Source organism: SAR324 cluster bacterium (genome assembly GCA_029245725.1).
GTDB lineage: Bacteria > SAR324 > SAR324 > SAR324 > NAC60-12 > JCVI-SCAAA005.
In genome coordinates this window covers 15,473-35,392 of the sequence record JAQWOT010000226.1, presented here as the reverse complement: position 1 = coordinate 35,392, position 19,920 = coordinate 15,473, and the positions used below count along the sequence as shown (strand labels likewise).

At 48.0% G+C, this 19,920-nt stretch carries 21 protein-coding genes; 16 read left to right on the top strand and 5 right to left on the bottom strand.

Features of this window, described 5'->3' with window-relative positions:
• The first annotated feature begins 25 nt into the window (after positions 1–25).
• Complete coding sequence (gene fliW, locus P8O70_12220) at positions 26–532, top strand: flagellar assembly protein FliW (GenBank protein MDG2197624.1); 507 nt, start codon at positions 26–28, stop codon at positions 530–532.
• On the opposite strand, the gene P8O70_12215 is transcribed toward fliW, so the two are convergent.
• The gene (locus P8O70_12215; GenBank protein ID MDG2197623.1) at positions 529–999 is read right to left on the bottom strand and encodes a hypothetical protein; all 471 of its coding nucleotides are present in this window, start codon (positions 997–999) and stop codon (positions 529–531) included. The genes fliW and P8O70_12215 overlap by 4 nt on opposite strands.
• A gap of 253 nt (positions 1,000–1,252) precedes the next feature.
• Here P8O70_12215 and P8O70_12210 point away from each other — a divergent pair, with 253 nt between their 5' ends.
• The 5 genes from P8O70_12210 (at position 1,253) to P8O70_12190 (ending at position 4,588) form a co-directional block, all read left to right on the top strand.
• Positions 1,253–1,897, top strand: coding sequence for a hypothetical protein (locus P8O70_12210; GenBank protein ID MDG2197622.1), 645 nt, complete (start codon positions 1,253–1,255; stop codon positions 1,895–1,897).
• A 1-nt stretch (position 1,898) separates the two neighbouring features.
• Complete coding sequence (locus P8O70_12205; protein ID MDG2197621.1) at positions 1,899–2,135, top strand: hypothetical protein; 237 nt, start codon at positions 1,899–1,901, stop codon at positions 2,133–2,135.
• A 62-nt stretch (positions 2,136–2,197) separates the two neighbouring features.
• Positions 2,198–2,650 carry a hypothetical protein gene (locus P8O70_12200; GenBank protein MDG2197620.1) on the top strand — a complete coding sequence of 151 codons (453 nt, stop codon included), beginning with the start codon at positions 2,198–2,200 and terminating at the stop codon, positions 2,648–2,650.
• 6 nt (positions 2,651–2,656) lie between these two features.
• Positions 2,657–3,703 carry a dTDP-glucose 4,6-dehydratase gene (gene rfbB, locus P8O70_12195; GenBank protein ID MDG2197619.1) on the top strand — a complete coding sequence of 349 codons (1,047 nt, stop codon included), beginning with the start codon at positions 2,657–2,659 and terminating at the stop codon, positions 3,701–3,703.
• The gene (locus P8O70_12190; GenBank protein MDG2197618.1) at positions 3,704–4,588 is read left to right on the top strand and encodes a glycosyltransferase family 61 protein; all 885 of its coding nucleotides are present in this window, start codon (positions 3,704–3,706) and stop codon (positions 4,586–4,588) included.
• Here the strand turns inward: P8O70_12190 and P8O70_12185 are convergent.
• From P8O70_12185 to P8O70_12170, 4 genes are all read right to left on the bottom strand, one after another.
• Positions 4,578–5,612 carry an SPOR domain-containing protein gene (locus tag P8O70_12185; GenBank protein MDG2197617.1) on the bottom strand — a complete coding sequence of 345 codons (1,035 nt, stop codon included), beginning with the start codon at positions 5,610–5,612 and terminating at the stop codon, positions 4,578–4,580. The genes P8O70_12190 and P8O70_12185 overlap by 11 nt on opposite strands.
• A gap of 327 nt (positions 5,613–5,939) precedes the next feature.
• Positions 5,940–7,694 (bottom strand): single-stranded-DNA-specific exonuclease RecJ, encoded by a 1,755-nt coding sequence (recJ, locus tag P8O70_12180; protein MDG2197616.1) that lies wholly within the window; start codon positions 7,692–7,694, stop codon positions 5,940–5,942.
• Positions 7,639–8,244 (bottom strand): 3'-5' exonuclease domain-containing protein 2, encoded by a 606-nt coding sequence (locus tag P8O70_12175; GenBank protein ID MDG2197615.1) that lies wholly within the window; start codon positions 8,242–8,244, stop codon positions 7,639–7,641. The genes recJ and P8O70_12175 overlap by 56 nt, the downstream gene beginning before the upstream one ends.
• Before the next feature lie 39 nt (positions 8,245–8,283).
• Positions 8,284–8,892: a regulatory protein RecX gene (locus P8O70_12170; GenBank protein ID MDG2197614.1), complete on the bottom strand. Its 609-nt coding sequence runs from the start codon at positions 8,890–8,892 to the stop codon at positions 8,284–8,286.
• Between the two features lie 6 nt (positions 8,893–8,898).
• Between P8O70_12170 and trmB the strand changes: the two genes are divergently transcribed.
• From trmB to P8O70_12120, 10 genes are all read left to right on the top strand, one after another.
• Positions 8,899–9,615, top strand: coding sequence for a tRNA (guanosine(46)-N7)-methyltransferase TrmB (trmB, locus tag P8O70_12165; GenBank protein MDG2197613.1), 717 nt, complete (start codon positions 8,899–8,901; stop codon positions 9,613–9,615).
• Positions 9,616–9,690: 75 nt separating this feature from the next.
• Entirely contained in the window at positions 9,691–10,194 is a 504-nt protein-coding gene (gene msrA, locus P8O70_12160; protein MDG2197612.1) for a peptide-methionine (S)-S-oxide reductase MsrA, read from the top strand.
• A complete protein-coding gene (locus P8O70_12155) occupies positions 10,191–11,036 on the top strand; it encodes a carbon-nitrogen hydrolase family protein (protein MDG2197611.1) in 846 nt (281 codons plus the stop codon). The genes msrA and P8O70_12155 overlap by 4 nt, the downstream gene beginning before the upstream one ends.
• Before the next feature lie 9 nt (positions 11,037–11,045).
• Positions 11,046–12,806 (top strand): DNA primase, encoded by a 1,761-nt coding sequence (gene dnaG, locus P8O70_12150; GenBank protein MDG2197610.1) that lies wholly within the window; start codon positions 11,046–11,048, stop codon positions 12,804–12,806.
• A gap of 10 nt (positions 12,807–12,816) precedes the next feature.
• On the top strand, positions 12,817–14,622 hold the full coding sequence (gene rpoD, locus P8O70_12145) for an RNA polymerase sigma factor RpoD (protein ID MDG2197609.1): 1,806 nt from the start codon (positions 12,817–12,819) through the stop codon (positions 14,620–14,622).
• Position 14,623: 1 nt separating this feature from the next.
• Positions 14,624–15,613 (top strand): porphobilinogen synthase, encoded by a 990-nt coding sequence (hemB, locus tag P8O70_12140; protein ID MDG2197608.1) that lies wholly within the window; start codon positions 14,624–14,626, stop codon positions 15,611–15,613.
• Entirely contained in the window at positions 15,610–16,323 is a 714-nt protein-coding gene (locus P8O70_12135) for a DMT family transporter (GenBank protein MDG2197607.1), read from the top strand. Before hemB ends, P8O70_12135 begins: the two co-directional genes overlap by 4 nt.
• Before the next feature lie 26 nt (positions 16,324–16,349).
• Positions 16,350–16,529 (top strand): hypothetical protein, encoded by a 180-nt coding sequence (locus P8O70_12130; protein MDG2197606.1) that lies wholly within the window; start codon positions 16,350–16,352, stop codon positions 16,527–16,529.
• On the top strand, positions 16,526–17,602 hold the full coding sequence (locus tag P8O70_12125; GenBank protein ID MDG2197605.1) for an ATP-binding protein: 1,077 nt from the start codon (positions 16,526–16,528) through the stop codon (positions 17,600–17,602). The genes P8O70_12130 and P8O70_12125 overlap by 4 nt, the downstream gene beginning before the upstream one ends.
• 120 nt (positions 17,603–17,722) lie before the next feature.
• The gene (locus tag P8O70_12120) at positions 17,723–19,918 is read left to right on the top strand and encodes a cyclic nucleotide-binding domain-containing protein (protein ID MDG2197604.1); all 2,196 of its coding nucleotides are present in this window, start codon (positions 17,723–17,725) and stop codon (positions 19,916–19,918) included.
• The last annotated feature ends 2 nt before the right edge of the window (positions 19,919–19,920 follow it).

Sequence of the window (19,920 nt, the reverse complement as noted above, 5' to 3'; positions counted from 1 at the left end):
TCAGGCCAGCGATCAAAGAGGCTTCATGAGTATGCAAACCACCCGGTTCGGTAAGGTCGAAATTGATGATAGTCAGGTACTGACCTTACCCAGTGGTCTACTCGGCTTCTCAAATGAGCGGCATTTCGTTCTGCTTAATGATGAAGAGCCAGAGTCTCCTTTTCAGTGGCTGCACTCCATGGACACGCCAGATCTTGCTTTCGTTGTCATGGCTCCAACCTACGCCTACTCAGATTATCACATCAACCTGAATGAAGATCACCTTCGGAAATTGGAAGCGGAATCAGCTGATCAGATTGAGGTTCGTTGTATTTTGACTATGGCTCGGGAACTATCGAATATTACCATCAACTTACAAGGCCCGATACTGCTGAATCTGGAAAAACGTATCGGGATGCAGTTAGTGATTCCTGATGGGAAATACAACACTCGCCATCCACTTTTCGGTGAACAGTCTGTATCTTCTTCTGAAAGCAAAGAACAAAATAATGAAAAGTCACACAACAAAAACAAACAAAAGGCTGTCGGTTAGTAGGGTTCTGAGACTATAGAAAGTTCCCGATAGATTCTCTCCTCTTCTGAAGGCCAATCAACGTCAACAGCTTGTCCGTCCCTGAAGAATTCTCCACACATTAGACTAATAGAACCACCCCACCTGATTTTACTCCTCGGCACACATAACTGATGAGATTTTACAGCAATCACCGCTGCTCTCTCAGTTTTTAGCGGAATAACAGGATCGGACTCTTCCAATTGCAGAAGATGCCAATAAATAAGCGGATTTTCTTTGGGTGAAAGGTTTTCCGCCAACGTCTGATCTGACGAAACGACATATTGACGCTTTGTGATAGTAGCTAGCACACCAGAAGCAGTGATCCAGTTCTCAGATTTACAGACTAGATCTACTGGGATTTGCTGGTTGACACAGTCTTCCAGAAACGCAATGTTGACCAGCGTTGTACTGGTTGTCTTATATATCCAATGCTGAGCCCAATTCATTATCTTAATAGGTGCCAAACAATATTCTTACTTTTCAAATTGTTTGTAATTGTTGACAGGATAGAATGAAAAACTCTCAAAAAATCATCCTATTTTCTGTTCATGAAGATCTCGTGCAACAAGAAAGCACACTAGGATGACGTTCTTCCACAACGCAGGAATGTGAGAAAGACACACGATCCTTGCAAGTTGAGGGAGAATCAATGATTCTGAGGCACTAAATTTTCTGGCATCCTCTTGTGTAATGAAGCTCATGTATTCTTTCGCTCGACCAGATTCTGGTGACGCTACGATTCCTGAAATCAATGGACGTCTAACAGAAATCATCCGTATGTCTCATGATGTCCCAGAGACTGTCGAAGTAACTGCCGACAATCAAGGTATTCTCATCAAATTTCATGATACAGGCACTGGTTTATGTAGTGATGTGATCTACCACCCGGGTGATCTGTTAACAATGGAGGTTCAAACAGAGGCACATCCTGAAGCTGATCCACTTAATGCTATCGTTCGCTTAGAAATTCTTTGGTCAAGACCTCAGGATGATGAGAACATTCTCGCCATGTGTGTCCGACAACTAATCTTTGATACCTATGAGGAACTAAATTTGAAAATTGATCCTGAACTGCTTGGGCTACTTCACAACAAAAGTACCAACAGTACTCAAAGGTTGGTTGAAATATATGGATTAGAAGAACAACTCAACAAACCTGAACTCAACGAATTGGTCAAAAACTACGGTTTAGTTCATCCCAGTACACAGTACCGCTATGGTGCCAAGATTTTGCATTCTCATCTCAAAAGCTGGTCCATGGTCTTAGGATATATGGCCAGGTATCTCTCCCCAGAGCAAATGCTCTCGCTCCATCGTCCGACTGCGACTCGTAGACCGGTTTGAAATGCGCTCACTGTTCTTGGTTTGTGCCTTAGGGATTTTGGCAGGATGTAACAGCACTACCCGTGTGGGCTACCACGATGCCAAGCAGTTCAAGAATGACGCATATCGGGCCTGTCTGAGGGTCGACCAGAGCCCTCACTATCGCGTAGTCGAATACGATACAGATAGCGCTGTTATTGAATGCCTACCGCCCTATCAGGACAAGGGTAGGAATCCTCGTCAGAACTGGTGGGAATAAAAACAACTAGAACAGTACTTGCAAAAACATTTTGAGTTTTTCACCACAAACAGGAGGTTTGAATGGTTCGTAAATGGATTAAAAGTACTCTCTGCGCTACCGTAGGCGCTATCACTCTCATCTTTGCAGCCCCCCAGCAATCCCATGCTCAAGCAAATCTAGAAATTGTTTTCATTGATTCTCTCTGGGGAGGAGGAATTGGCGCTGTTAGTGGACTGGCTCTGTGGGCTTGGAAAGATCAGAAATCAACTGAAGTTACCAGCATGATCGCCCGTGGAGCTGCTGTTGGCGTTTTCGGGGGAATGATGTTTGGCCTCTATGAGATTGGCCAAGGTGGCAGTGTCCAAGATGACATGTTCAATGCCCAGCAAGAAACTACGCCAAGTATTTTCGATTACAATCGAGCTAAGCATACCCTAGCCATCAACCCAACCCCATTGGCAAACAGCCTGATCCAACGATCATTCAGTGGGGAGCATTCAACCACGTTATCCCTCTTGCACATTTCTTTCTGAAACCTGATGAGAATCTTGATTACAGGTGGGGCCGGCTTCATCGGCTCCAACCTAGTTCTCCACTGGCTACAACATCACCCACAAGATCACGTCTTCAACCTTGACGCTCTGACATATGCTGGAAATTTGCTCAACCTGAAAGAAGTTGAGGGGCATTCAAACTATCACTTCCTTCATGCAGATTTACGGCAATCTGATGTTGTCAAGAAGATCTTCATTGAAAACAAAATCGAAGGAGTTCTTCATCTAGCTGCAGAGTCCCACGTTGACCGTAGTATTAGTGGACCTGCAGACTTCATTGAGACAAATATTTTAGGCACCTTTCACTTATTAGAAGCTGCACGAGCCTACTGGGGCAATAGCGCTGACCCACGGTTTCATCATGTGAGCACGGATGAAGTCTTTGGCTCACTCGGCCCAGAGGGCGCTTTTCATGAAGAAACTCCCTATGCACCAAACTCGCCCTACTCTGCCAGTAAAGCCAGTAGCGACCATCTGGTTCGAGCATACCATAATACCTACGGACTGAATGTTGTCACGACCAATTGCTCGAACAACTATGGTCCATTTCAGTTTCCTGAGAAGCTAATTCCACTACTGATTCACAACTGCCTGGCAGAACGCTCTTTGCCCGTCTATGGCGATGGTGGCAACATCAGGGACTGGTTGTACGTCAAGGATCACTGCCGAGCTCTCAACCTAGTTTTCCACGAGGGGCGAGCAGGGGAATGTTACAACATCGGAGGCTCCAACGAATGGTGCAATCTGGATGTAGTGCATCTTATCTGTGATCTGTTAGACAAGGAACTAGGCCGAAATGGAGACGATTCCTGCCGTAAACTAGTTACCTTTGTCAAAGACCGACCAGGCCACGATCAGCGCTACGCAATTGATCCACGGAAGATGCTACGGGAATTGAAGTGGTCCCCAGAGTTGGATTTCCAAACGGGACTCCTACAAACCATTCGCTGGTATCTCAATAATCAAGCGTGGGTGGAGCAAGTGACCTCGGGATCTTATCGAGAATACTATCGTCAGCAATACAATGTCTGAATGCAGATTCAGCAGGCTTACCTTGATGCACAAGATGGACTCGTCCGCTCCAGTGATTGGCTATACTTCCATGGGAATCACTTTCGCTGGAACTTGATCGATCCCCACAGCAATCCTACAAACAGAGAAAATTTCAACCGCTTTACCCAGCGTCTTTCTGGGAGAATCCCTGATCCCACTGCAAAAACACAAAGACTCTCAGGGCACTTTCATCTCGGTATCCATCCTCACTTTCACAGCTACTACCATCTCTGGACAGAACTCATTCCCCAAGTGCTCACACAAAGGGGAAGTCACTGGTTACTGCCTTGGTGGTTACCAGTAAATTACATCACTTTTCTTCAGCAACTCCGAATCAGGCTGACGGTTTTAAACCCAAGAATCTTTCAATGTGACTCGCTCACTATTCCTAATAAGCCATCTCTTCAAGGCATCACACGCTCTGTAGAGTACCTTCGTCAGAATTATCTCAGTAGCAGCAATTCCTGCACTGGTTTTACTAGCCGAATTTATATTTCTCGTCGACGTGTAAAGCGTCGGCACTTGCAGAATGAGCAGGAGTTACTGCCGGTACTGGATCGTTATGGTTATAGGATAGTCGAGCTGGAAGATTGGTCGATCGAAAGGCAGATGCAGCTTTTTAGTGGAGTGACTCACGTAGTAGCTCCGCATGGAGCAGGATTGACGAATGCTCTTTGGATGCCGGTAGGGGGAAAGGTTCTGGAGATTCGGCCGTCCTATGTAAGCGGAGATTTTTGCTTCTCAGAAATCTGTGCGTTATCTTTTCTGGAGCACGAGGTGCTGGTACCGACTCGTCGACCAGCTTTTCAACTAGAACCAGCGCTACTCGCTGAACGTCTGCAGAGTTGGCATCCTAAAGTTTGACAATGCGGGCATTTCGGAAGCCGCTATAATGATTACGCAGTGAATACATAGTGGAGCGAGCTTCCCCAGTTGTCTCAAAAAATCCCACACGAATACGGAATTGCAGTTTATTGGTTTCTCTATCAAATCGCTGGGATAGGTAACTGAAGTCTGTGTGCTCAATGAACTTGGGTAACAGAGCGCTCGCTGTCGTCAAGTCCTCCTCGATGGGCAATTCGATAGTCCAGGGTTTGGTAATCGGTTGTTGAAGATCAATTAAATTACGGGACAATTCTCGAGAAGTTGGCGCCACCGCCCAGTAATCTCCGGTAAACTCACCGCCTTTAGAATATTTCTCAAACACCTCCTGGCCTACCAACTGTGCTTCTTCTGCATCTTGGAAAAACCCGATTCTCACGCGGTACCAAACCATTCCCTCAAACTTGTCTTCGGTACGGTGTATGTAGGCATAGTGACCATCCTGCACCAGCAGTTGTAACAACTCCAATGCTTTTGGAAAATCAGTGACCGGTAAAGAGGTCATCTGTACTGCAAATTTGCCCAGTTTTTTGCGTGACAGAATATCCTTCATTGCATCAACCTCAGTATGAAACTGAACCTTGATTTTCCTGCTATCCTGAATCCATTCCCAGTCACGGGCATATTCGGGAATGATCGTGTAGTCCAGCTTGTGGTGGTTCTGAATCAGGACCGTTTGCCAATTCTCAGTAACCATGCCCAAGCGCTGTCGATCGATCACTTCCCAATAGGGTTGATCAACTTCTAGCAGAGCTGCTCGGACAGCTCCCTGCGGTAGGGGCAATGCTGGTTCCACAACCTGGGTTGCGTTATCACCTGATACTTCTGAAGAATCAACCCCGAAAGGGATCGATTGAAGTTCTTCAATTGTGACTGTTTGAATCTGAGTACTCACATGGCTCTTGGGATCAACCAAGCTCATCACAGCAGAAGCTGCTCCTCCCAAAATCAAAAAAGTTGTGCCCAGCCATAGCAGCACAATTCTTTTTGTCCGAACACTACTCATCCAATCGACTCCTGAGGATGGGTTTCCTCCTTGATCCAATTTAAAAAGTCCAGATTGCCCCGCAGAATGGGAAAGGCTAACAGACAGGAAAAATCATAGGAGTGATTTTCACCAAGAAGCTGCTGAATGACTGAAAGGTGACTCTGCGTAGTTTTCACAAGCATTGAATGTTCTTTTGAGTGATAGGTTGCCTTGCCAATAGAAGATCGACTTCATTTCTCTTGGGATAAATTGGCACAAGCCACCAATCCCTTCTGTGATAGCAGTTCTACAAGACACTCGGCCTCCTCTGGACTGGATGCTGTCAAAGCAACACTGGCTCTGGATTCATGCTTGGATTTCCTTAAGCAGCATTTGAATTTTTCGCTGTCCTCTAAACTCATTGAAGCCGACTGTCACCGCTAGTTGATGTGGTTTGACTCCCTGCAATTGCTCAGCAAAATTCCATCCAATGACTTCGGTAGAGCGAGAAAGTATCCACTTCACATGATGCTCCTTAAGTAACTGAAATTCCTCTTGTGGAATTGGTAACGCAAAGAGTGGCTCTGGGTTTGCCGCGCCAAAGGGTTCAAGTTGTTGAATTTGCTCTACCAAAAGCACATCTGGTCCTTGCTGCGGCAGCTTTCCGTCCAGCAGTAGCTGGGGCCTCAGTTGCTTAGGCAACCAGTCTTCACAAACTCTTGCAAAAGCAGTGCGGAAAGCCTCAAGATTTTCAGGAGCAACTGTACACCCTGCAGCACCCGCATGACCTCCAAAACGAACTAGCTGGTCAGCACAATCCTGCAGCGCTTCCTTGAGGTGAAAGTCTGGAATCACTGACCGTCCTGAGCCCGTGTATCGTTCAGGATTGGCAGTACTCAACAGAATCGTTGGTTTGAAGGTTTTTTCAGCTAAACGTGCAGCAACAATTCCATTGATTCCCTCATGAAACTGCCCTGAGGCAAGCACCAAACCTTTTTGGTCTTCCTGCTGAGCCGCTTGCTCAAAGGCAATGGTCAACATCCCCTGTTCTAGGTTGCGCCGCTCTTCATTCATGTCATTGAGTTGCTGGGCGAGTGGCAAAGCTTGGTCCAGAGTTGGACTCAGCAATAGTTCTACTGCCAATGAAGCATCATAAAGACGACCCGCAGCATTCATCAGGGGTGCAAACTTAAATCCTAGTGTTGTGGCGGTAATCTCTCCATCAACTCTTTTGACCTGCTTTAACGCTTGGATTGCAGGCCTCGGTTGATTGTTCATTAATTGTAGTCCCGCATGGACAAGCAAACGATTTTCATCACGCAGATCGACCACATCTGCAACTGTCCCCAGCGCAGCAAAATCAAGCAACTGCTTTAAATTTGGTTCTGGCCGTCCTTCATTCCACCAAACAACGTCTCGTAGGGCTTTGCGCAAAGCCATCACTAGTTTGAAGGCCACCCCACAGCCAGAAATTTTTTTAAACGGATAGGAACAAGCTGGATGGTTGGGATTGACGGTAACAGTCTCTGGGAGAGAATCTGGGAGAGCTAGGTGGTGGTCCGTGATTAAAACACGAACACCCTCATTCTGGAGTTCCTGAACTTCTTTGCGAGCAGTAATGCCGTTATCAACAGTAATCACCAACTCTGGTTGACGCGACAAGATTACATCGACACTAGCTGAGGTCAAACCATAGCCGTGCTGCAATCGCTGTGGAATAAAGTAGTCGAGTTGACTGCATCCTGCGTCACGTAAAAAACTCAGTAGCAGCGCTGTCGATGTGATTCCGTCGACATCATAATCTCCCAAGATCAGAATGCGGTGATTCTCTCGCAGACAAGGCAGCACCAACTCAACTGCTTCCTGCATATGCCGGAGCAAAAATGGATCTCGAAGCTGACGAAGTTCTGGTTGCAGAAAGATTCCTACTTCATCCGGTGTACAATAGCCGCGACGATACAAGATATCAGCAACAAGCGGGTGCAAGCCTGTTTCTCGGCTTAGAGATTGGCAGATACTCTCGTCTGCACTAGCTGCAAATAGCCATTGTTTTTGAACTTCCATGTCAGGATTCAAAGCTTGGGGTATTCTGTAACCAGCCACCTTGGTCAAGGAAACCATAAATTTCCCTGCTGATCCATGCATCAGTCGCTGCATAATATTGCTGACTCTCTGTCAGTTCTTCCTGCTCCCAGTTACTGAGTTGGGCTTTCTTTGAGATTCGCACATTGAGAAAAATTCCAGCAAGATTTCGTAGTCCACAGGTGACAATTCCCAACTGACGAGCGAGTTGACTAAGTTCAACGAAGCCCTGTGGTATAAACAATCCTAATTGCTGAAGGCTCTTGATGTCATCTCGGATGGCTACCCCAACTTTCTGTGAATCCGGTGATGCCAATAGTTCACGCAGTTCTTCGGGAAATCCAAGCTGGTTCAGGCGAATTAAGTAGACTGTTTCCTGGGTCGCCAATTGCAGCAGGGCAATCGGGAACATCACTCCCTTACGAAAAGAGGGACGGGTCTCTGTATCAAACCCAAGCAGTTTTTCAGCGTATAATGCTGGCAGACAGGCCTTGAGACTTTCATGATTTGCCACTAACTCAATTCTTCCAGAATAGCTAACTAGAGGCAACTCACCAACCTCTTCCTTGGTAATGCGCTTGGGGAACATAAATGACCTATCGGAGGTTTACAAATGAGAGAATCCGTATCACAGAGAATCTTGCGAAAGCACTTGGTTGATCAATTCTTGTGAGAAACCTCGTTGGTAGAGTTTTTGAGCCAACTTTCTTTTCGCTGCAGGATCTGTGGGAAATCCGGACTTTCGTACGAGTGCTTCGGCTTTTTCCCTCAAGACAGATTCATCTACCTCTGAGGCCAAGGCTTGCTCGATCCACTGCCCTGCAACGCCACGCTGCTGTAGTTCAGCACGCAACCGATAAGCGCCCCAAGAGCGATTGGCCATACGGGAACGAACAAAATTCAGAGAGAAGCGTTCATCACAAAGAAACTTTTGCTCCTCTAGTTGCAACAAGACAGGCTCCACCTCCCTGAATCTAGGAAAACGCTGTCGTAATTTTTGTCGGAGTTCCCCGATCGAGTGTTCGCGTCGGGCAAGCAAGTCCAGAGATTTTTTATATATCTCACGGAATCGGCCAGCAGATTGAATTTGTTCCAGCAGATCGGGTGAAAGTTGCTGTCCTTCGTATAAGGATAGCTCTGTCACGGAGAGCGCCAAGGTGCGAACTTCCTCACTATCAGAGAATCGAAGCAGTGCGCTCCCATCTGTTTGCCATTGAATCTGCTCTAACTGCAACATACAAATATGAATCTAGAGCAACTAAAAAAATTCCGCATACGAGACCATCGGGAATTGCCAGAACAGGTCTACGAGCGAATGACCCGCACCAATCCTTATCTGAAGCAGGTGCACGACTATCCGGATCTGCTGTTACCTCACCCCACCTTGGATCAGATCCAGCAGCATTGGGAGCCTCTGCGTGAGCGCTCAGAACGAGTGCATGTGGAGATCGGCTGTGGTTCTGGTGGTTATTTGCAAGCCTGGGCTAGCCAACATCCACAAGACTCGTTCCTCGGCTTTGAGTTACGCTTCAAACGCCTAACACTGGCCGCTCGTAAACTGACTCAAGCTCAGTTGACCAATGCTCTGCTTGTAAAAGATCGGGGGGAACTGCTCGGAGAATATCTACCTGAAAAAAGTCTGGACATCCTCCATGTAAACTTTCCAGACCCCTGGCCCAAGAAGGCTCATCGAAAGCACCGGCTGTTTTCCAGAGAATTCCTGGATCGATTGCTGATTTTCTTTCGAGAAAGTGGAGAAATTCGCTTCAAAACCGATCATCAAGAATACTTCTGGATGGTGCTTGAACTACTCCAGAACCATCCGAACTACAAGATCGGCGCTCTGACGGAAGATCTCTGGAACAGTCCCTTGAATGAGGAAAATATCCCTACGGAATTCGAACGACTCTTCAAGTCGAAAGGGCAATTTCAAGTCGGCTTTCTCACTGCCCATTGCTAAATTGAGGGAATCGCCAAATCTTGACAGCCATGTGTCGAAAGCATCTATTTTTCACAAAGGAGTGACGGTATGGAGTTGACTAAAGCTACCCTAGCTGGCGGCTGCTTCTGGTGTTTGGAAGCAGCCTACCAGCGTATTGAAGGCATCCACCGCGTTGTGAGCGGCTACACCGGCGGACATACCAACAATCCAGATTATCGCTCAATCTGTTCTGGAATGACAGGACATGTGGAGGTTGTTCAACTCGATTTTGATTCAGAGATGGTCAGCTATTCCAAGGTTTTGGATTGGTTCTGGAGGATGCACGATCCCACGACACTCAATCGTCAAGGCAATGACGTTGGCACCCAATACCGCTCAGCAATTTTTTATCATTCCGAAGAGCAACAGGAACTGGCTATAAAATCAAAACAGGAAATATCCTCAAAGTTCTCAAGGCCAATCGTTACTGAGATCGTTCCCTTAGGCTCCTTTTATCCCGCAGAAGACTATCATCAAAACTACTATCGTCGGCATCCAGAAAATCCCTATTGCCAAGTCATCATCACTCCCAAACTACAAAAGTTGAATTTTTCATGACAAATACACCTAGCGAGCTTAAGGTTACTTGTGTACAGCTAACCTCTGGCATTGACCTCGAATACAATCGCCAACAGGTGGAAGTTGCTTTGCAGGAAGCGGTTGAAAACGGAGCACAGTGGATCGTTCTGCCAGAAGCCGTCAACCTGCTGCAGCAGAAAAATCCTCTTGCTCGAGCAACAGCCGTTACTGAAGAAGAAGATCCTGTGCTGAAGTGCTGCTTAGATATTGCTGTACAAGCAAGAGTCTGGATTCATGTCGGTTCCCTGATTCTCCGCAACTCAACCTGCGACGGACGGTTGCTGAATCGTGGATTTGTCATCGATGATCAGGGGAAGATTCGAGCCCGCTACGATAAAATCCATCTCTTTGATGCCATTCTCAGTGATCAGGAATCCTACCGTGAGTCAGCGAGTTTTGAAGCTGGCAAGGAGGCAGCCCTGCTACAAACTCCTTGGGGAGGATACGGAATGAGTATCTGCTATGACATGCGGTTTCCACATTTGTACCGTGCGCTCAGTCAGGCTGGTGCCCAATTATTAGCCATTCCCGCAGCTTTCACACGCCCTACTGGAAAAGCCCACTGGCATACGCTACTGCGAGCTCGAGCCATTGAAAATAGTTGCTTTGTGATTGCTGCGGCTCAGTGTGGTGAACATCAAGATGGCCGAGCAACCTATGGCCACAGCCTGATCATCTCTCCTTGGGGAGAAATTCTGGCAGAGGCTGGAGAGACTCCTTGTAATCTCTACGGGACAATTTCATTGACGGAACCAGAACGAGTTCGTTATAAGGTACCCGCATGGCAACACCAACCCCAGTTTCGTCTGACCTTTTGCTAAGCTATTCCAATGCGCTTCAGCGATGATTTTGTTCGTGAGGTAGTCAATCGTACTGACCTCGTCCAGTTAATGGAAGAACGAGGTGTCGCTCTACGCCGCACAGGTAGCACCTTCAAAGCCTGCTGTCCTTTCCATTCTGAAAAGACTCCATCCTTCAACGTCAATCCACAGCGTGGCTTCTTTCATTGTTTTGGCTGCGGAACTAGCGGTGATGCCATTCGTTTTCTGATGTTGTTCGAACGCTTGACCTTTGCCGAAGCGGTCACCGACCTCGCCAATAAGGTGGGCGTAGAGTTGCGTCATGAGGGTAAATCGAATCAGCACAAACCTGACCAGGAAGCTGGTCTGCATGCCTTACAACTCGCTAGCGACTTCTATCAACAACAACTGCAAGGGCCGACGGGACAAGATGTTCGTGCATACCTAGATCAGCGTTATGTCCCAGCAGAATGGCAGGAACGCTTTCAGCTTGGCTTTGCTCCAGATGATTGGCAGCGACTTCACCAGTATCTCCTTGCCCAAAAAATTCCTGCTCAGATTCAAGAGCAGTGTGGACTAGTCAAAATGGCAGAACAGCAAGAGCGTCGCTATGATCGCTTTCGCAACCGACTGATCTTTCCCATTCGGGATGCTCGGGGACGTTGTATCGGCTTTGGGGGTAGGGTCATCCGTAGCGAAGATCAACCGAAGTATTTGAATAGCCCTGAGACCCCATACTACCGTAAAAGCCAGGTCCTCTACGGTCTTTACGAAGGCTTGGAGACGATTCGTCGGAGCCGGGAACTGATCTTTGTGGAGGGGTATCTGGATGTAATCCGGATGCATCAGTGCGGCTTCACCCAAGCAGTCGCTACTTGTGGAACCGCGTTGACTCCTGAACATCTGCAACTGATTCGACGCCACGCCAACTCAGTGGTCTTACTGTTCGATGGTGACGCTGCAGGTCAAAAAGCAGCTTTGAAGAATTGTCAGTTGTTTCTGCCTGTTCCTCTCGACACCTACATCCTAACACTCCCTGAAAACGAAGATCCTGACAGCTTTTTACAGAATAAAGGCGAAGAAGCATTCTCCAAATTATTAGCGAGGAAGCAACCTCTTTTAGAGTATTTGATCCGCCAAACTTTGGCAAAATATCCTGAAACTGTCCCTGGACGTCAGGAAGCTCTTCGTGAGTTGCTCGTCGCAGCTCAGCCGATTCATAAACTCGAACAGCGCCAGATGGTTTGGGTGCAAATTGCTGAGGCACTACGCCTACCTAACGAAACAGTTTTTGCTGCAGCAAAAAACTTGACAAATTTCTCACAAAATAATATTATCCTTGGTTTTTCAAATTCTGCGATGCGTCAATCACCGCATTCACCAGACGAGCGGTTTTTGCTGCAAGCGCTGCTGACCGAGGCTCAATTGATGTCTCTTGCAAAGCAGTTTTTGCGTCCAGAAGATTTCCGACACTCCCTCTACCGGCAACTGTATGAACAACTGTTGCAGCTCCCAGACGACGCATCTAGCGCCCACCTTCCACAACAATTTGCCAAGGAGCAACCAGAGTTAGCACGGGAATTGGCAGCTTTGTACGCCACCGACTTCTTACACGAACATCTTGAGTCTCAGTTCCGTCTCTCTCTGCGCCGTCTCAAGGAACGTCACCTGCGAGAATATCGCCAGGAGCGCTTGCAGTCGGTAGCGCCCAATTCAACAGAACATGCTCTGTTGGGACGCAACTTACGTCAGATGGAAGAAGAGTTGAACCGCATTTTCAAACCTCGCTAAGTGTGAGCCCATGAACGCAAATGCCCACTCCTCCTCGCAAGCCCAAGCCGAACAAAAAATTTTGGACAAGGTAATCCGTGAACTAATTGCGGAAGGACGCGACAAAGGATTCGTCACTCTTGACGAAATCAATGCTCAAATCAGCAGTACCACAACCCCTGAACAGTTGGAGCGCATCCTCAACGTTCTCTCTGATATGGACATTGAGGTCCTTGATTCAAGTAAAAATGTCAGCCTTGGCAAGCAGGAAAGCAGTAATGACATGGACTTTGAGCCTGCAGAGGAATTGGATCTGGAGCCGGGAGTTGACAACAACACTGATGACCCCGTACGCATGTATCTGCGGGAGATGGGTGGTATTGAACTGCTCACCCGGGATGGAGAGGTTTCTGTTGCTCGGCAGATTGAGGAAGGCCATCAGGAGTTGATCGAAATCTTCGTGGAATCCAATCTTGTACTGCTACATCTGTTTGATGTCGCCAAAAAATTGCGCTCTGAGAAACTGCGTGCTCGTCATATCATTTCAGGACTCGATGAAGACGACAATGTCATAGAAGATGAATCCAAGGCAACACGAGAACTGATCCAGAACTTGGATCGAGCCCGAGAAGACTATGACATTGTCGTTGGCCTTCGGCAACAATCCCAGGAGCGAGAGCTGACTGAGGAAGAACAAGCCCTGATGACCACGCACAAGCAGAATTACCAGAACACGATTCGCAGTATCAACTTCAACTCTCGACAAATCGACAACATGTGCAGCTTGATGTTCAAGCACAAGGGCAAGATTGATTTGACCTATCGTCAGTTGGATCGATATCGGCAAAATCTGGTTCTCGATTTGGATGCTGCCGACGAACTCTTTACAGAGTGGGAGCGAGCTCATGAAACTGAGAATGAAGAGCTAGAAGCGTCAATTCGAAAGCAGATTGAAGAACGAGCCAAACAGCCTTTCAATATCGCTCGACGTGTCTACGAGAAAATACAGGCTTGCCGACAGCGGATTGCGACGATGACTGAGCGCACTGCACTAGACTGGGACGCCTTCCAATTGGAAGTAAAGAAATTGCGGCAAGCCGAGCGCAATGTGAAGTTTGCCAAAAGCCAGTTGGTGGAAGCAAATCTTCGACTCGTGATCAGCATCGCCAAAAAGTACACAAACCGTGGCCTACAGTTTCTGGATCTGATTCAGGAAGGAAACATTGGGTTAATGAAGGCCGTGGACAAGTTCGAGTATCGCCGAGGCTACAAGTTTTCAACCTATGCCACCTGGTGGATTCGTCAGTCGATTACCCGAGCGATTGCTGATCAGGCGAGAACCATCCGTATTCCTGTGCACATGATCGAGACCATCAATAAGCTCTCCCGCACCTCTCGTTCCCTGATTCAGGAGTTTGGGAGAGAACCAACGCCAGATGAGCTGGCCGAACACATCGGTATGCCACTTCACAAGGTGCGAAAGGTTCTCAAGATTGCCAAGGAACCGATTTCCCTCGACACACCTATCGGAGACGATGAAGATTCACAACTCAAGGACTTCATTGCTGATGAAAAAGCCAGTAATCCATCAGATGCGACCACGAAGGCAAATTTGGGGGACCTGACACGGACTGCCTTAGGAACCCTCACTCCACGAGAGGAAAAGGTGCTGCGCATGCGCTTTGGGATCGATGAAGTCAAGGATCACACCCTTGAAGAGGTTGGACAGGACTTTGACGTAACACGGGAGCGAATTCGCCAGATTGAAGCCAAGGCACTCCGAAAGTTGCGCCATCCGACACGGAGCAAACTACTCAAATCCTTCCACGAAGGTTGAAATGGAGTTGACGTATCGTCCACGGCGCTTACGTCGGAATGCTCCGATTCGGTCTTTGGTACGTGAAACCTTGCTGGCTCCACAGCAGTTGATCTACCCACTCTTCGTCGCCGAAGGGAAAGGGCTGCGTGGGCCAATCAGTACCATGCCAGGTCAACATCGACTTTCTGTGGATGAATTGGTCAAAGAGTGCCAAATGGCATACGAACTGGGAATTGGTGCTGTCAACCTATTTGGTTACTCCACAGAAAAGGACGACAAGGCTACCAAGGCCTATGATGTACAAGGACTAGTGCAACGAGCCATTCGGGCCATCAAGGCTGCGCTGCCCGATCTTTGTGTTCAGACCGATGTTGCCCTCGACCCCTACACTATCCATGGCCACGATGGCTTGGTGGTGGGAGAAGAGATCGTCAACGATGAGACCGTTGAGGTCCTTTGTAAGATGGCAGTTTCTCATGCTGAAGCTGGAGCCGACTGGATTGCCCCCTCCGACATGATGGATGGTCGAGTAGGAGCAATCCGTGAAGCACTTGATGCTTCTGGGTTTGAGCAAGTTAGCATCTTGGCTTACACCGCAAAGTACGCATCCTGCTTTTATGGTCCCTTCCGAGGTGCTCTGGATTCAGCACCTAAAAAGGGTGATAAGAAAACCTATCAGATAGATCCCGCAAACTGGCGTGAGGCTCTACGAGAAGCCGAACTGGACATCTCCGAAGGAGCCGACGTGATCATGGTCAAACCTGCCTTGGGCTATCTCGATGTAATCACCCGTCTGCGGGAAGCCTTTGATGTGCCGATTGCTGCCTACAACGTCTCTGGTGAATATGCGATGATCTGTGCTGCTGCAGAAAAAGGTTGGATTGATCAGGAGCGTGCCATGATAGAAACTCTGCTCTCAATTCGTCGTGCCGGAGCTGACATGATCCTCACTTACTTTGCTCCTGCCGCTGCGCGGTTACTTCAGCAGCAAGTCCACTCCTTTTCTTGAGTCCCCGCACTTTTCAACTCTTTCATCGGCCACACTTGTCCTTGTCTAACGAACGCTGGGGCATGTTGGCCGTTCTCAGTTCGGCTTTCCTGCTGTACCTCCACACGGTTGTCATGCGCTGGGGACAAGAAGCTGTACCGGAGCTGACTTCCACTTTCTATCTCTTTGTCCGCTTTTTGCTCAGCTGGATAATTATCTCCTGTGTTTTGTGCCGAGCTCGAAGGCTCCCCAAAATAGAAGATAGAGGCTGGGTTGCCCTTCGTGCTATTGCCAACCTGCTCTCTGTTTTCTGTTTCTACCAAGCCGTCCAAGAGACTGGACTGGCTGAGGCCAATATTCTCAATATGACCTATCCGGTTTTTATTGTTATGCTCAGTTGGTTAGGTCTAGGAGAACGGGACTGGCTGGCCTCTGGGCTAACCGTTCTTGCCTTTATTGGCATTGTGCTGGTGATGTTTCCGGGAGAATTTTATTGGCAGAAGGGTAATTTTTGGGGAATTGCCTCAGGATTCATTGCTGCTTTTGGCATGCTTGCACTCAATCGAGCCAGACAGCGCAATACAGCCACAGATTTGTTGTTTTACGTTTTTGGCACGGGTGCTGTGATCTGCCTGGCAGGGTTCTATCAAGAGTTTTCTGGCCAGGCTGGCAGGAAGCCCAATATTTATTTGGTAGTGCAGCGCTCAGTTTTATCGGTCAATATGCTCTGACCCTAGGGTTCTGCTATGTGAATCCTGTGGAAGGAAGCATTATCTCCTCAACACGTATCCTGATTGCCGCAGCCTTTGGCCCCATCCTACTTGTAGGGGAAGTGCTTTCACTAGGTGGCTGGGTGGGGGCTGCACTGATTTTTCTTGCCAATGTTTTGCTGGCTCATCGCCTTTGGCAAGGTGCTGATAAACAGATAAGTCTATGAAAGATTTTGCTCACAACATTCTAGATCATCTGCCTTCGGTATTACTCGTTTGTGATCAGCGTGGACAGGTCACTTATGTAAATGAAGCAGCCTCCAGGCTCTGGCAGAAAGACCCACAAAAACTCTGCAAAAAGCCTTTTGATCTACTTTTTCTAGGTGACGAAACCCTTCTGTCTAAGCTTTATCAAGCTTTACGGCATGGGAAAGAATTCAATGCAAAAGAGTATCAGATTGATGCCCCAAATCTTCGACAAGGAATCTTTCAACTTAGTATCAGTCCGGTCTACGAAGATGGCAAAATCGTTAGTGCTCTCATCACCCTCTATGACATATCAGCGCAGCGCGACAAGCAGGAGCGGGAGCAGCAGTTACATCTCAACAACGCAATCGGGATGTTGGCCTCCTCGATGGCTCATGAAATTCAAAATCCTCTCGGTGGGATCAAGGGGGCTACCCAGTTACAAATGAGAGATTTGGAGGAACTGGGGATCTCCACAGAGCCTTCGGAGATGGTTTTGGAGGAAATCAATCGAATTGAGCGACTGTTGGAAGAGTTGCTTCTGCACTCCGACCCCCTACCCTTATCGGCCCAGCCTTTTAATATCCACGAAGTACTGGAGACCGTCATTTGGTTTGAAGAAAACCGAGGCAATCGGCGATTGCTGCTGAACCGTATTTTTGACCCATCTCTGCCTGAGATTGAAGGCGATCGCGATAAGTTGCACCAAGTCTTTTTAAACCTGATCAGAAACGCCATTGAAGCTTCTCCCGAAGGTGGGGAAGTAACAATCTGTAGTTCTTTCTGTAGTCAATGGCAGCTAGCTGGGAAACATCTCACTCCCCAGCGAAAATACATGCTGATCGAAGTACAGGATCAAGGACCAGGGGTAGCTGACAATCACATCGGACAATTGTTTCAACCCCTCTTTACAACCAAACCAACTGGACATGGGCTTGGTTTGTCGATTTCTTACCGCATCATTCAATCTCATGCTGGTCTCCTGAATTACCAACCGATCCCTGGAGGTGGGGCTCTGTTCCAGGTCTACCTACCTATCCAACAAATAGGCTAATTCCAGCTTATTAGCCAAATCCAAACCAAGGATTTTCATCTTGTCATCGAGTCAGAGCATCGCTAGCTTGGGGTACCTTTTTGTCTTTTTGCCCATGAATCCTCGTCAGGGAGGTATGTTTTGATCGAAAAAACCCAGATTACTACGGGAGTCTACTGGGTTGCTGTTCCACAGGCCCAACTTCGTATTCTTTGCGGTTGCCCAGCTGATAGCGTCAAGCACTTGATGAAAAAGGGCTTGATTCAGTGGGTTGAGAAGAACGGAGTAACTTATGAGACCGGGCCCAACGCCATCCTGCTCTCAGATCTCTCACTGCAGAACGGACATTTCGCCAATCTTGCGGAATTCCCAGTGCTTCAGATGCTCTATCGCCAAGGTATCATCATCCCCAATCATCCTAACAACACCGGACACAAACCGATCCTGATCGGCCAAGAAGAGATCGTTCGCTCACAAATGAACTATATCTATCGAGGTAACTACGGCCTGATTTCCCTGCAGGAGATCGAAGCAGCTGGTATCTCTCCTGATGTTGCTGATGAGATGATGCGAATGAAGCTCCGCTTTGCCTTCGGCAATATCCGTCCAACGGAGGATCTGCTTGAAGACTGCATTGTTCGTGATCAGGCAGCAGAGATTCGAAATGGGGTTCTTGTTCGTAGACTTGGCTTCAATATCTACGAGTTCAGCTATGAAGGAGACTCGGTGCAGGTCGATCTGAATTTGAGTGAGGGAGAGGCCTATGAAACACCCTATGAACTTGGAGCACACCAGGTCAGTCGCGATTACTTCGCAATCACACACTCTGGAGAGGGAGATGGATGGGATACCAACCGTCCCTGCATGGCTAGCATCGTCACATTTCAGGGACGCATCTACCTGATTGACGCTGGACCCAACATTTCTCACAGCCTCAACGCGCTGGGCATCAATGTCAATGAGATCGAAGGTATCTTCCACACCCATGCGCATGATGACCACTTTGCTGGGCTGACCTCATTAATTCGTTCTGACCACCGCATTAAATACTACTCGACTCGACTCGTTCGTGAATCCGTCACCAAGAAATTGGCAGCCTTGATGTCAATTGATGAGAATCAGTTCAATGAGTTTTTTGAGGTACACGACCTTGAGTTTGATACTTGGAACAACGTCAATGGCTTGGAAGTCTTCCCAGTATTTTCACCTCACCCGGTAGAGACCAACATCCTCTTCCTACGTACTCTTTGGAAGGAGGGCCATGTCACTTACGCTCATCTCGCAGACATCACTGCCTTCAGTGTTTTAGAAGGAATGATCAGTGACGACCCCAAAGCTCCTGGAATTTCTCGTGAATTCTATGAGCGCACCCGATCCCATTACCTGACCAAGGTAAATCTGAAAAAGATTGATATTGGGGGAGGGATGATCCACGGCTTGGCGACTGATTTTCGAGCGGACAATTCAACAAAGATCGTGCTCTCTCACACCGCTGGTCCTCTGTCAAATCAGGAAAAAGAGATCGGTTCCGGTCTGGCTTTTGGGATGACAGACGTTCTGATCCCAGGGAAGATCGACTACTACCTGAAGTACGCAGCAAAGTATCTCCACGCCTACTACCCGATGGTTCCTGAGAGTGAGATCAACATGCTGCTGAACTGCCCAAGAGTATCGTTTAGCGCAGGGACCATCCTGCTCAAGAATAACGAGGCTCCGGCCCACGTTTATTTGATTCTGACCGGCAGTGTGGAGTTCATCCGCGCTGAGAGTAAAATCAACAACATCCTCTCTGCAGGCTCATTGGCTGGTGACATGGGTGCCTTATTTGGGCTGATCAACTTCGGTACCTACCGGGCTGCCAGCTACATTGAGACTCTCCAGATTCCCAGTCATCTCTTCGAGGAGTTTGTTGCGCGTAACCGGATCTTCAATGAAATCCAGCGAGTGCAGGACCGCATTGAGTTCATGCGGTCCACCCCTTTATTCGGAGAGTCGGTCTCTTATCCAATTCAGACCAAGATCGCCCAGGTGATGGAGCAGGAGTTCTATCCTGAAGGAAGTGAGATCGAACTCACTCAACCCTCTCTGGTGTTGGTCCGTCGAGGTCAGGTTGAGTTGTTAATGGAAGGGAAGACTCCACAGATTGTGGAAGAAGGGGAATTCTGTGGTGAAGAAACGATTCTCGGACAACAGCGTCGCTTCCTGATGAGAGCGGTTAAGGACTCACGAGTGTACAAGATCAGTGACTCAGAATTGCTTCGAGAAATTCCAATCGTACGCTGGAAACTGCTAGAACGTTCCGAGCAGCGCAACAGCGCGTTTTGGCTAGCGGCCTAAGT